Raw genomic sequence first — 11,481 nt, forward strand, 5'->3', positions numbered from 1 at the left:
ATCACCCCACCCGGCCTGCGAACGAGGAGACCCCTGATGACCGGTGAGGCACCTGCTACGGAGAGGCGTGGCGAAGACATCGTGCGGAAGAACATGCCCCTCGTCGGGCATCTGGTCCGGGAGATGCTGACCCGGGTCCCCTCCCACGTGAACCGCGACGACCTGCTCTCCGCCGGGTACGCGGCCCTGGTGGCGGCGGCCCGCGGCTTCGACCCGGAGCGCGGCGTCCCGTTCCCCCGGTTCGCCGCGACCCGGATCCGCGGCGCGCTCGTGGACGAGCTGCGCGGCCTCGACTGGGCCAGCCGGTCGGTGCGGCAGCGGGCCCGCCGCACCGACGCGGCGCGGGAGGAGCTGATGGCCGAGCTGGGCCGGACGCCCACCGCCGCCGAGGTGGCGGAGCGGCTCGGCTGCACGGTCGAGGACATCGAGTCGGCCGAGGACGACGTGCACCGCGCGACCGTGTTCAGCCTGCAGGGCTTCGCCACGGCGACGGCTGACGACATCGTCACCGAGCCGGGCGCCGGGCCGGAGGAGATGCTGCTGCGCCGGGAGCGGCTCGGCTACCTGCGCAACGCCGTCGACGTGCTGCCGGAGCGGCTGCGCGTGGTGGTGGAGGGCTACTTCTTCCAGGAGCGGCCGATGGCGCAGATCGCGGCCGAGCTCGGGGTCAGCGAGTCACGGGTGTCACAGTTGCGGGCCGAGGCGCTGGTGCTGCTGCGCGACGGGCTCAACACACACCTGGAGCCGTCCCTCGCGGCGCAGAACCCGGCGAAGGAGGGCTGCGTGGCCCGGCGGCGGGCGGCGTACTACGACAGGATCGCGACGCGCGGCACGCTGCGTACGCGTCTGGAGATGACGAGCCCCGAGGGCCTGCCGGTGGGCAGCGCCGCCTGAACCCTCATAAAGCTGCCCGAAGAGGCTTCATGAAAGGGGCCCGCCGCGGTTCGCGGCGGGCCCCGCACCAATCCCGGGGATCAGGCGTTCGCGCAGGTGCCGGCCTTCTTCTGCGCCGCGATCGCCTTCGCCGCGCCGAGCTTGTAGAGCGCGAGGCCCTCCTTGGCCGGCTCCAGCTTCCAGGCGTCCTTCTCGTAGACCATCGTGTAGGACTGCGCCGCGACGAGCTGCTTCGCGATCACGATGGCCTTGTCGGTGCCCTCCATGCGGGCGCTGGTCAGCTGGATCGCGAGGCCCTTGCGGGAGCAGGCCTCGTTCAACTTGATGTAGTCGTCCTTGCTGATCGCCTGCTTGCCGGCGCTGGTGTAGAGCTCCCACGCGCCGGCGAAGTCCCCGCCGCTGAACCGATCGAACACGGTCTGCGCGGCCGCCTTCGCGCCGTCGACCGTCTTCGGCTCGGGCCCGCTGGCGGCCGCGGCGGCGGCGTTGCCGGCGGCCTCGTCGGAGTCGGAGGAGCAGGCGGAGGTGATACCGAGCACGGAGACCGCGGCGAGGGCCACGGCGGCGAAGCGGGAGTACGGGTGGTTGAAGTCCATGACCCGTTAATGGACCGCGGCCGCTGGACGTGACGCCCCGGCGTGTCGATGACGGATTGCGGACACTGCGGGCCCAACCCGTAACCCGCCGGGCATCGGCTAGTCTGGTCGTTTGCCGAATGAAAGCAAAAATGGCAACCAATGAATTGGTTGCCAGCGCCGGAATGATAGCACGAAAAGGGGCGACTTTGTCAAGCTCGGACGCCGTGACACGGGACGAGTTCGATTCCGAACAGGCGTACTTGACCACGCTCTACGCCCGGCTGGATCAACTGCGTGAGCAGGCCGACAGCCGGTTGCGCGCGATCCTGCTGGAGGCCGGTGGCACCCCGCAGGGCCGGGCCCAGCGTGAGGCGACTCGCAGCCATTACGCCGAACAACTCGCGCAGTTCAATTCCGTCGAGAACGGCCTGTGTTTCGGTCGTCTCGACTTCTCCGCGGACAACCCGAGATATATCGGCCGTCTCGGCCTCTTCGCCGAAGATCGTGATCGTGATCCGCTGCTCGTCGACTGGCGGGCGCCCGCGGCCCGGCCGTTCTACCTCGCCACCGCGGTGAGCCCGGACGGCGTGACCCGCCGCCGCCACCTGCGGACCCGGGGCCGGGTGCTCACCGGCGTCGACGACGAGGTCCTCGACATCGAGGCGGGCGACGGCACCGGCCGGGAGGACGTGACCGGCGAGGCGGCGCTGCTCTCGGCGCTCACCGCGAACCGCACCGGCCGGATGCGCGACATCGTCGAGACCATCCAGGCCGAGCAGGACGAGGTGATCCGGTCCGGCCTGCCCGGCGTGCTCGTGGTGCAGGGCGGCCCGGGCACCGGCAAGACCGCGGTGGCGCTGCACCGGGCGGCGTATTTGCTCTACACGTACCGCGAGCAGCTGACCCGGTCGGGCGTGCTGATCCTCGGGCCGAACACCACGTTCCTGCGCTACATCTCACAGGTGCTGCCGTCGCTGGCCGAGACCGGTGTGCTGCTCGCCACGCTCGGCGACATGTTCCCCGGCGTCCGGGCCCGGGCCGCCGAGCGGCCGGCCACCTCGGCGCTCAAGGGCACTCTGCACATGCTCGACGTCCTGGAGAACGCGGTCGCCGACCGGCAGACCGTGCCGGACGAGTTCGCCGAGGTCGACCACGACGGCTACCCGATCCGCATCGAGCGGGCCGTGCTCGAGGACGCCCGGGCCACCGCCCGCCGCTCCGGCCGCCCGCACAACGTGGCCCGGCAGATCTTCGTGACCGAGGCGATCCACGCGCTGTCGCTGCAGATCGCCGAGCGGATCGGCGCCGACCCGCTCGGCGGCGACAACCTGCTCTCCGAGGCCGACCTGGCCGAGACCCGCCGCGAGTTGCGCGAGGATATCGACGTACAGAAAGCGCTCTTCGATTTCTGGCCCGTCCTGACGCCGCGCCAGGTGCTGCGCGATCTGCTCTCCGACGACGACCGCCTGGAGTCGGCCGGATGCACGCCGGAGGAGCGGGCGCTGCTGCTCCGCGACCGGGATGCCGGGTGGGCGCCCGCCGACGTGCCGCTGCTGGACGAGCTCGCCGAGCTCCTCGGCGTCGACGACACGCTCAAGGTCCGCGAACAGCAGCGCCAGCGGAAGGCCGCGATCGAATACGCCGAGGGCGTCCTGGAGATCGTCGAGGGCTCCCGGTCGCTCGACTTCGAGGACGAGGGCGCCGAGCGCGACGAGGTGCTGTCGGCGCTCGACGTGGTCGACGCGAGCGCGTTCGTCGAACGGCACGAGGTGATCGACACCCGGACCGCTGCCGAGCGCGCCGCCGCCGACCGCACCTGGGTCTTCGGCCACGTGATCGTCGACGAGGCGCAGGAGCTGTCGCCGATGGCGTGGCGCCTGCTGATGCGCCGCTGCCCGAGCCGGTCGATGACGGTGGTCGGCGACGTCGCCCAGACCTCCGAGCTGGCCGGCACCACCGGCTGGGAGCAGGTCTTCGAACCCTACGTCGCGCAGCGCTGGCGCCTGGTCGAGCTGACCGTCAACTACCGCACGCCCGCCGAGGTGATGGCGGTGGCGGCCGACGTCCTGGCCGCCGTCGACCCGGCCCTGCGGCCACCCCGCTCGGTCCGCTCGGCCGGCGTGACGCCGTGGGCGCGCCGGGTGCCGCCACGCACTCTCGCCGAGGAGCTTATTGCGGACGTACGGAAGGAAGCCGCCCTCATCGAAGAAGGCCGTCTCGGCGTTCTGGTGCCGGAGTCGCTCGAGGCCCCACTCGGCGAGGCGCTGGTGGCCGCGGTCCCGGGCGCGGCCGTGGGGGAGCAGCCCGACCTGCTCAACCACGTCGTGCTGATGACGGTCCGGCAGGCGAAGGGCCTGGAGTTCGACTCGGTGCTGGTGATCGAGCCGGGCGAGATCATCGCGGAGAGCCCGCGGGGTCTGTCCGACCTCTACGTGGCGGTGACCCGGGCGACCCGCCGCCTCGGAATCCTCTCCACCACCGAGCTGCCGCAGGTGCTCTCCAGCCTCGCCTGACCCGTCCCGCCCCGCCCGCACCCGCCCGAGCCCGCCCGCACCCGCCCGCGCCCTCCCTCCCCGCGATCTTGTGAATTCGCGCAGCCCCGTGCCCGCGCCAATTCACAAGATCGCGAAGGGCCGCCCCTCCGGCCCCCTGCTCCCCGCGATCTTGTGGATTGGCGCGGCACCGTCCCTGCGCAGATTCACAAGATCGCGGAGGTCGGCCGTCCGGCCCCCTGTTCCCCGCGATCTTGTGGATTGGCGCGGCACCGTCCCTGCGCAGATTCACAAGATCGCGGAGGTCGGCCGTCCGGCCCCCCGCTCCTCGCGATCTTGTGAATTCGCGCAGCCCCGTCCCTGCGCCATTTCACAAGATCGCGAAGAGAGGGCGACGATCAAGCCAGGAACAACCCGATCACCCAGATCACCGCGATCGCCAGCGCCGACGCCAGCTCCACCAGCAGCGACAACCCGACCGCCGCGATCGCCGACCGCGTCGACGGCCAGGCCCGCTCCGAGCCGAGCCGGTTCATCTCGACGAGCCAGATGCCGAGCACGAATCCGAGCACCAGGCCGACCACCGGCACCACGAAGAACCCGATGAGGCCGAGCACCCCGCCGGCCAGCAGCGCCGAGTTCGGCACGCCGGTGCTCTTCAGCTTCTTCCCGGGCCAGAGGAACTTGATCACCAGCCCGCCCGCGGCGATCACCGTGACGACCGCGAGGACCGCCCAGCGCACGCTCGCGCTGCCGCCGCCCAGGAACGCCCAGAGCAGCACGCCGGTCCAGCTCATCAGCAGCCCGGGCAGCATCGGCAGCAGCACGCCGATCGCGCCGAGAGCGATCAGCAGGCCGGAGATGAGGGTGACGGCCGAACTCGTGTCGCTCAGATCCATGCGGCACAGGGTAGAACCCTCAAGCCGCCCTCCCCGCCGCCGATAGCTGGACAACGCCGCGGCGGGCCCTCACGACAAACAAGGGAACAACCGGCACGCAACCGTGAGTGACCCGGTCATGCACCCTCCGCTCGCGAATCTTTCTCCTGTCAGCCGGTGCCGCAAGGCGCCGACAACACGGGGGAGACGACTTGACCAGCAACGTTGCGATCGCTGCCGACCTTGCCGCCACCACCACCGCGGTCCTCACCGCCCGGGAGCAGGAGGAGCTGATCCGCACCCACATGCCGCTCGTCGGCCACCTGGTGCGTGACATGCTGAGCCGGATCCCGAACCACATCCACCGCGACGACCTGACCAGCGCCGGCCTGCACGCCCTGGTCACCGCGGCCCGCAGCTGGGACCCGGAGCGCGGTGTCCCGTTCAACCGGTTCGCCGGCACCCGCATCCGCGGCGCGCTCCTCGACGAGCTGCGCTCGCTGGACTGGGCGACCCGCTCGGTGCGGTCGAAGGCCCGCAACACCGACACGACCCGCCAGGAGCTCACCACCACGCTGGGCCGTACGCCCACCCCGGAGGAGCTGGCCCAGGCGCTCGGCACCACCACGACCGACCTGCACCAGACCGACACCGACGTGCAGCGCGCCACCGTGCTGTCGCTGCAGGGCTTCACCACGAGCAGCGCCGACGACCTGGTCACCGAGCGTGCCCCGGGCCCGGAGGAGATGCTGCTGCGCCGTGAGCAGATCGGCTACCTGCACCACGCGATCGCGTCGCTGCCGGACCGCCTGCAGACCGTCGTGACCGAGTACTTCCTGCGTGAGCGCCCGATGGCCGACATCGCCGCCGACCTGGGCGTCACCGAGTCGCGGGTCTCGCAGCTGCGCGCCGAGGCGCTGTCCCTGCTCAAGGACGGCCTCAACACCCACCTCAACCCGGAGCTCGCGCCGGTCCCGGACAACCCGGAGAGCATCGTGGCCCGCCGCCGCGCCACCTACTACGCCAACATCGGCAACAACACGAGCCTCCGCAGCCGCCTCGCCATGACCAACGCCCACGGTCACACCCAGGTCGGCCGAGGCCTCGCGACGGCCCCGGCCGCATAACCCACCCTCAGCGAAGGGGCTCGGCGTCACTGCGACGCCGAGCCCCTTTCTTTCGTACGAGGAAAGCCGCCGGAGGCTCAGCGGCGGCTGAGGCGGCGCTTGCGGCGCTGGGTGAGCAGAAGGAGCAGCGGGGCGAGGGCCAGCAGGACCGCCACCGCCAGGGCGGCCGCCACCGAGAGGCCGCGCGGCGCGCCGGTCTGCGCGGTCGGCACCGTCTCGTCGGTGGCCGGGGCCGCTTCCGCCTCGGCCTCGGGCTCCGGTTCGCGCTGGGCCGCGGCGACCTCCTCGGGCGTGACCAGGGTGCCGACCGAGGTGCCCTTCGGCTGCGCGAAGCCCCAGTCCAGCAGCGAGGCGCCCTGTTCCCAGCCGCGCTGCGGGCGGGCCTCGGCGCCGAGCAGGGTGACGACCAGGCGCCGGCCGCCGCGTTCGGCCGCGCCGACGTAGCTGTGCCGGGCCAGCGTCGTGAAGCCGGTCTTGCCGCCCAGCGCCCCGTCGTAGTTGTAGATCAGCTTGTTCTCGTTCTGGAACTGGAAGCCGCCCGCCTTCGGCTTCTTCTGTGCCGGCATCTGCGCCGACCGGGTCAGCGCGTACCTACGGAAGTCGGCGTTGCCGAAGCACACCCGGGCGATCAGGGCCAGGTCGTACGCGCTGGTGAACTGCCCCTTGCCGTCCAGGCCGGACGGCGTGACGGCGTGCGTCTGGTACGCGCCCAGCGACGCGGCCAGGTCGTTCATCCCGTCCACGGTCTTGGCGACGCCGTCGGCGCCCCCGCCGCCGGCCATCCGGGCCAGGGCGTTCGCGGCGTCGTTGCCGGAGTTGAGCAGCAGCCCGAGCCAGAGCGTCGAGACCGGGTACTTACCGCCGACCACGAGGCCCACGGCCGAGCTGCCCGGCTCGATGTCGAGGTCGCCGCGGACGATGGTGACCTGCTGTTTCGGGTCGAGGTCGTCGATCGCGGTGGCGGCCAGGAGCATCTTCTGCACGCTGGCCGGCGTCTGGTGCACGTGCGGCCCGCAGGCGCCGAGCACCTCGCCGGTGTCCAGGTCGGCGACCATCCAGGTGGTCGCGGTCACGGCCGGCGGGCTCTTCGCGCCGTCCGGGACGATCAGGCCGTGCGTGGCGAGGTCCTCCCCGCCGACGACCATCTGCTCGGCGTTCTCGGCGGGCGGGACGGGCCGCGGCGGCGCGCTCGGCTTGGCGATCCTCGGCTTGGGGCAGGGGATGTCAGCCCGCGCGGCCGCCGATGCGGGGACGGGCGTGACGAGGAGCAGGGTGGCGCCGAGGGCCGCAACGATCTTCACGGCCAACGGGTCCCCGCCTCCAGACGCCGGTCGAGCAGTTCCTTCAACGGGATGGGCTGCCCGTCGCCGCCGCCCGCGCCCACGACGAGCCGGGGCCGGCTGGGGGACAGGTCGGCGCCGGCGAACCGGGCGCGCAGCGACGGCGGGACGGTGAGGATGTAGTACTCCCCGTCGTCGCCGACCGCGATGGAGCGGTCCGACCGCAGATACCAACCACGCACATGGGTGGAGTACGTGGATCGGCCGTCCAGGGTTCGGGCGTTCAGCGAATGTGGATCGAGACCACGTTCGGCGGCCCGCTGCACGAAGCCGTCGAGCAGCGCGGCGGCCTGCCGTGCCTCCGCCGCGCGGTCCGCCTCGAGGGCAGCCGCACGACCGGCCACGGCCTGCCTCTGCTGCTCCCGCCAGGCGACCTGCTCGTCCCGCATGGGGCAGACCCTAACGCGAGAGCCGGGGCCCGGGTCAACCCGGGCTTTCTCGCCGATTCGGCGCTATTACCGGGCCGCTATTCGGTAAAGAAGTGGAAAAAGAATTGCCGGATGGCGGTGGGGAGTTGCGCCATGTGCCGCTCGCGGGCGAGACTGGGCGCGGTTGATTAATTTCTCTCGGGAGTCGTTATGGCGCGGCAGGTAATCACCACCCTGATCGACGATCTGGACGGCAAGAAGGCGGATCGGACGGTCGAGTTCAGTCTCGATGGCGTCAGCTACACGATCGACCTTTCCGAGGCCAATGCCGGAAAGCTGCGCAAGGCGCTGGACCCGTACATCTCGGCGGGCACGCGCCTGGGCCGCACCACGACCGGGCGCATCGGTTCGCGGGCGGTGGCACCGGCGCGCACCGCCGGTTCGCGCGACGAGAACCGCTTGATCCGCGAGTGGGCGATCCGGAACGGGCACAAAATCTCCGAGCGGGGCCGCATTCCGCAGGAGGTTAGCAACGCCTACCGGGCGGCGAACGGCCGCTGATTCACCCCTGTCTCGCTGTGCCGGGGCGCGCCACCGGCACAGCAAGAGGGAGAAGCACGACGCACGGCATCCGTGAGAAATCCCACTCCACGTCCGAATTGGACATGAAGTGCCCGGAAAAGTCGTCGCTGAAAATCAGCTGTGACGGATGCGGGGAAGCTCCGCGGCGACCGCTTCGAGCACCTTCTCGTCGCCGGCATACCAGCTCGACTCGCGCGGCCAATGCGTGATCACATCGGTGAATCCGAGTTCCCGCGCCCGCCCGGCCGCGTCGACGAAGGCGTCCACGCTGCTCAATGAGTAAAGCGGCGACGTGTCCAGGTTCAGATAGCGGTCGACCGTGCGGCCGGTCTGCTGCACGGTCTCCTCGAACCGGTCCCGGATCCGGCGGACCGAGGCCCACCACGCGTCGGCGGTCTCCAGGTAGGCGTCGCCGGTGGTGACCCAACCGTCGCCGTACGCCGCGGCGAGCCGCATCGCCCGGGGCCCGTTCGCGGCCACCACGAACGGCGGGCGCGGCGTCTGCACCGGGCCGGGGATGCTGCGGGCGTCGACCGCCGAGTAGTACGAGCCCGACCACGTCGTCGACGGGTTGCGCAGGATCGTGTCGAACAGCTCGAGGAACTCGGTGAAGCGGTCGACCCGCTCGCGCGGGGTCAGTTCGGGCGTGCCGAGGACCGCCGAGTCGAAGCCGACGCCGCCGGCGCCGAGCCCGAGGATCAGCCGGCCGCCGGAGATGTCGTCGATCGCCAGCGACTCCCGGGCGAAGTGCACCGGGTGCCGGAAGTTCGGCGACGCCACGTACGTCCCCAGCCGGATCCGCGTGGTCACCGAGGCCGCGGCGGTCAGCGTCGGCACCGCGTCGAACCACGGGCCGTCGGCCAGGTCGCGCCAGCCGAGGTGGTCGTACGTCCAGGCGTGGTCGAAGCCGTACTCCTCGGCGAGCTGCCAGCGGCCGCGAGCTTCGGACCAGCGCTGGTCGGGGAGGATGACGATGCCGATACGCACGGGGAACAGCCTAGGCCGTGCGCAGCCCGCCGTCCGACGCGGCCTGGGGCGCGGCCGCCGTCTCGAACGCCTGGAGCGCCTTCAGCAGATCCTGGCGGGCCGCCGCCGGCATCCGGTCGAGCACCTCGGCGAGCGCAAGCCGCCGCCGCTCCCGCAGATCGGAGAGCAGCCGCCGGGCGGCCGGGGTGAGCAGCAGCCGGACCTCCCGGCGGTCCCGGGGGTCGGCGACCCGGCGCAGCAGGCCGGTCGCCTCGAGCCGGTCACAGAGCCGGCTGGCCGAGGAGGGGACCACGTCGAGGGCCTCGGCGAGGCGGCTCATGTTGGTGTGCCGGTTGCCGGCCACGATCGCGAGCACCCGCAGCTGGGCGGGCGGAACGGTGGGGTTCTGGGCCAGCCGGGCGCCTTCGAGCACGGCCGTCAGCGCCTCGACCGACGACTCGACGGCCGCGGCTAGCTCAGTGGCGCGTTCCATGCCGATCCCCGGTTGCTCCAGACGCGGACACGTAAGTCTGCACCCGTACCCTGAGTGACGCCGATCGAACCGGGGTCAGTGCCGCCAGTCGAGACAGACTGTCACGGCGTCGTCCTCCGGTTCGGCACCGGCGTGGTACTCACGCAGACCCCTCATCACGGTACCGACTGCGTCGGTGGCCCGCTGCAACCGTGTCCCGCGAATCGCGCTGAGCAGCGCCGATTCCCCGAACGGGGCGCGGCCGCCGGGCACCGCGGCGTGCACGCCGTCGCTCACCACGAGCATCCGGTCGCCCGGTTCGAGCCGGAACCGCTGGATCTCGTAGTGCGCCTCCGGGAACATCCCGAACGGCAGCTGCTGCTCCAGGTTGACCGGCTCGACCTCGCCGTTGCGGGCGATCATGCAGCGCGGCGAGCCGGCGTCGACGGCGGCCACGTGCCCGCCGACGAGGTCGATCTCGAGCAGCAGGGTGGCGACGTGCGCGGCGCCGGCCCGGCGGGCGTGCACCGCGTCGGAGGCGAGCTCGGCCTGCTCGACGATGTCGGCGCCGCACCGGCGGGCGTTGCGCATGGCGTTCACCGCGACGGTGGTGAGGAGCGCGGCCTCCATGCCGTCGCCGAAGCCGTTGAGCACCGTGAGGGTGAGCCGGTCACCGTCGAGGGCCCAGTCGAAGTGGTCGCCGCGGACGTCGTACGCCGGCTCCAGCTGCCCTGCCACGAGGAACCTCTCGTCGCCGAGGGAGCGGCCGGGCAGCAGCTCCCACTGGAGCTCGGCGGCCATGGTGAGGCGGGCCTGGCGCTGGGACCGCCGGTAGCGGTCGGTGCTCGTGTCGGCGGCCCGCAACGCGACGGCCAGCTCGTCGGCGGCGGCGTGCAACTGCTCGGCGAGTTCGGACTCGGGGCGGGCCGGGAGGTCGAGGCGCAGCACGCCGAGCCGCTCACCCCAGCAGTTCAGCGGGAGGTGCATCCGGGCCGAGCCGTCCGCCGCGGTGCTGACCGAGGTCTGCTGGCTGCCGAGGCAGCGCAGCGCGGCGGGGTCGGGGCCGTCCTGCCCGAGCAGCGGGCACAGCCCGGTCATCATCAGGTCCGCGAGGAACACCTCGATCGGCTCGGCGCCGAAGTGGCGGCGCAGGTGATCGGCCGCCGTCTCGGGAAGACGATCGGGCGGCGCGGAACGCAGCAGGACACCCATGGGGACCGGTTGGTCGGACAACTCCACACTCTCCTCTCCACACGAAACCACGAGAACCACGAGAACCACGAGAACCGCGCGAGGCCGCGAGCCCGTTATTTGTTATACGGCAAGCAAAATGGCGCCGGACAGGCCAGTGGCCCGTCCGGCGTCGCGAGGATGGTTCAGGCGAAGGACTTCTCGAAGTGGATGAGACTCCCGGAACGGGCACTCGACTGCATCCGCACGTTCTCGCCGAGCGCTCTGATCAGGAAGAGACCACGCCCCCGCTCGCTCGCGGCGTTCGGGGACTCGTCGCCCGCCGCGGCCGGATCGAACCCGGACCCCTCGTCGACCACGTCGATCGAGCAGCGGTCCTGGCCCACGTCGAGGCGAACCTCGAAGTTCTCCGCACCGGTGGCGTGCTTGACGACGTTGGCACACGCCTCGGTGAGCGCGATCTCCAGATCGGTGCCGGCTTGACGATCCACGCGCAGGATCGTCAACGCGCAGCGCAACAGTCGGCGCACCGCGGGAACGCTGTCCACCTCTCGCGGCAGATTGAGCCGGACCGACATACGCATGCGCCTTCT

12 protein-coding genes are annotated in these 11,481 nt (G+C 71.6%); 4 read left to right on the forward strand and 8 right to left on the reverse strand.

Annotated features, from left to right (window positions below; genetic code table 11):
- Positions 1-36 precede the first annotated feature (36 nt).
- A complete protein-coding gene (locus AB0G10_RS06200; RefSeq protein WP_360917269.1) occupies positions 37-894 on the forward strand; it encodes a sigma-70 family RNA polymerase sigma factor in 858 nt (285 codons plus the stop codon).
- A gap of 80 nt (positions 895-974) precedes the next feature.
- Here AB0G10_RS06200 and AB0G10_RS06205 read toward each other — a convergent pair whose 3' ends face one another.
- Entirely contained in the window at positions 975-1,490 is a 516-nt protein-coding gene (locus tag AB0G10_RS06205) for a hypothetical protein (RefSeq protein ID WP_360917272.1), read from the reverse strand.
- 164 nt (positions 1,491-1,654) lie between these two features.
- Between AB0G10_RS06205 and AB0G10_RS06210 the strand changes: the two genes are divergently transcribed.
- A complete protein-coding gene (locus AB0G10_RS06210) occupies positions 1,655-3,985 on the forward strand; it encodes an AAA family ATPase (protein ID WP_360917275.1) in 2,331 nt (776 codons plus the stop codon).
- Between the two features lie 377 nt (positions 3,986-4,362).
- Here AB0G10_RS06210 and AB0G10_RS06215 read toward each other — a convergent pair whose 3' ends face one another.
- Positions 4,363-4,863, reverse strand: coding sequence for a DUF456 domain-containing protein (locus AB0G10_RS06215; protein ID WP_360917278.1), 501 nt, complete (start codon positions 4,861-4,863; stop codon positions 4,363-4,365).
- A 191-nt stretch (positions 4,864-5,054) separates the two neighbouring features.
- On the opposite strand from AB0G10_RS06215, the gene AB0G10_RS06220 reads away from it, so the two are divergent.
- Positions 5,055-5,969, forward strand: a complete 915-nt coding sequence (locus AB0G10_RS06220) for a FliA/WhiG family RNA polymerase sigma factor (protein WP_360917281.1) — start codon at positions 5,055-5,057, stop codon at positions 5,967-5,969.
- Positions 5,970-6,046: 77 nt separating this feature from the next.
- Here AB0G10_RS06220 and AB0G10_RS06225 read toward each other — a convergent pair whose 3' ends face one another.
- The gene (locus AB0G10_RS06225; RefSeq protein WP_360917285.1) at positions 6,047-7,276 is read right to left on the reverse strand and encodes a serine hydrolase; all 1,230 of its coding nucleotides are present in this window, start codon (positions 7,274-7,276) and stop codon (positions 6,047-6,049) included.
- Positions 7,267-7,698, reverse strand: a complete 432-nt coding sequence (locus AB0G10_RS06230; protein ID WP_360917288.1) for a hypothetical protein — start codon at positions 7,696-7,698, stop codon at positions 7,267-7,269. Before AB0G10_RS06230 ends, AB0G10_RS06225 begins: the two co-directional genes overlap by 10 nt.
- A 189-nt stretch (positions 7,699-7,887) precedes the next feature.
- Here AB0G10_RS06230 and AB0G10_RS06235 point away from each other — a divergent pair, with 189 nt between their 5' ends.
- Entirely contained in the window at positions 7,888-8,238 is a 351-nt protein-coding gene (locus tag AB0G10_RS06235; RefSeq protein WP_360917291.1) for an Lsr2 family protein, read from the forward strand.
- A gap of 135 nt (positions 8,239-8,373) precedes the next feature.
- Here AB0G10_RS06235 and AB0G10_RS06240 read toward each other — a convergent pair whose 3' ends face one another.
- The 4 genes from AB0G10_RS06240 to AB0G10_RS06255 all read right to left on the reverse strand — a co-directional run bounded on the left by AB0G10_RS06240 (position 8,374) and on the right by AB0G10_RS06255 (position 11,472).
- Positions 8,374-9,246, reverse strand: a complete 873-nt coding sequence (locus tag AB0G10_RS06240; RefSeq protein WP_360917294.1) for an LLM class flavin-dependent oxidoreductase — start codon at positions 9,244-9,246, stop codon at positions 8,374-8,376.
- A gap of 10 nt (positions 9,247-9,256) precedes the next feature.
- Positions 9,257-9,718 (reverse strand): MarR family transcriptional regulator, encoded by a 462-nt coding sequence (locus AB0G10_RS06245; protein WP_360917297.1) that lies wholly within the window; start codon positions 9,716-9,718, stop codon positions 9,257-9,259.
- Between the two features lie 75 nt (positions 9,719-9,793).
- On the reverse strand, positions 9,794-10,909 hold the full coding sequence (locus AB0G10_RS06250) for a PP2C family protein-serine/threonine phosphatase (RefSeq protein WP_360917972.1): 1,116 nt from the start codon (positions 10,907-10,909) through the stop codon (positions 9,794-9,796).
- 164 nt (positions 10,910-11,073) lie between these two features.
- The gene (locus AB0G10_RS06255) at positions 11,074-11,472 is read right to left on the reverse strand and encodes an ATP-binding protein (protein ID WP_360917300.1); all 399 of its coding nucleotides are present in this window, start codon (positions 11,470-11,472) and stop codon (positions 11,074-11,076) included.
- Positions 11,473-11,481: the final 9 nt, after the last annotated feature.

Source organism: Actinoplanes sp. NPDC023714 (genome assembly GCF_040639855.1).
GTDB lineage: Bacteria > Actinomycetota > Actinomycetes > Mycobacteriales > Micromonosporaceae > Actinoplanes.

What these genes read in the sequence shown, in the direction of transcription:
- AB0G10_RS06200 (WP_360917269.1), top strand. Translation starts at nt 37, where the DNA reads ATGACCGGTGAGGCACCTGCTACGGAGAGGCGTGGCGAAGACATCGTG.
- AB0G10_RS06205 (WP_360917272.1), bottom strand. Translation starts at nt 1,490, where the DNA reads ATGGACTTCAACCACCCGTACTCCCGCTTCGCCGCCGTGGCCCTCGCC.
- AB0G10_RS06210 (WP_360917275.1), top strand. Translation starts at nt 1,655, where the DNA reads ATGATAGCACGAAAAGGGGCGACTTTGTCAAGCTCGGACGCCGTGACA.
- AB0G10_RS06215 (WP_360917278.1), bottom strand. Translation starts at nt 4,863, where the DNA reads ATGGATCTGAGCGACACGAGTTCGGCCGTCACCCTCATCTCCGGCCTG.
- AB0G10_RS06230 (WP_360917288.1), bottom strand. Translation starts at nt 7,698, where the DNA reads ATGCGGGACGAGCAGGTCGCCTGGCGGGAGCAGCAGAGGCAGGCCGTG.
- AB0G10_RS06235 (WP_360917291.1), top strand. Translation starts at nt 7,888, where the DNA reads ATGGCGCGGCAGGTAATCACCACCCTGATCGACGATCTGGACGGCAAG.
- AB0G10_RS06245 (WP_360917297.1), bottom strand. Translation starts at nt 9,718, where the DNA reads ATGGAACGCGCCACTGAGCTAGCCGCGGCCGTCGAGTCGTCGGTCGAG.
- AB0G10_RS06250 (WP_360917972.1), bottom strand. Translation starts at nt 10,909, where the DNA reads ATGGGTGTCCTGCTGCGTTCCGCGCCGCCCGATCGTCTTCCCGAGACG.
- AB0G10_RS06255 (WP_360917300.1), bottom strand. Translation starts at nt 11,472, where the DNA reads ATGCGTATGTCGGTCCGGCTCAATCTGCCGCGAGAGGTGGACAGCGTT.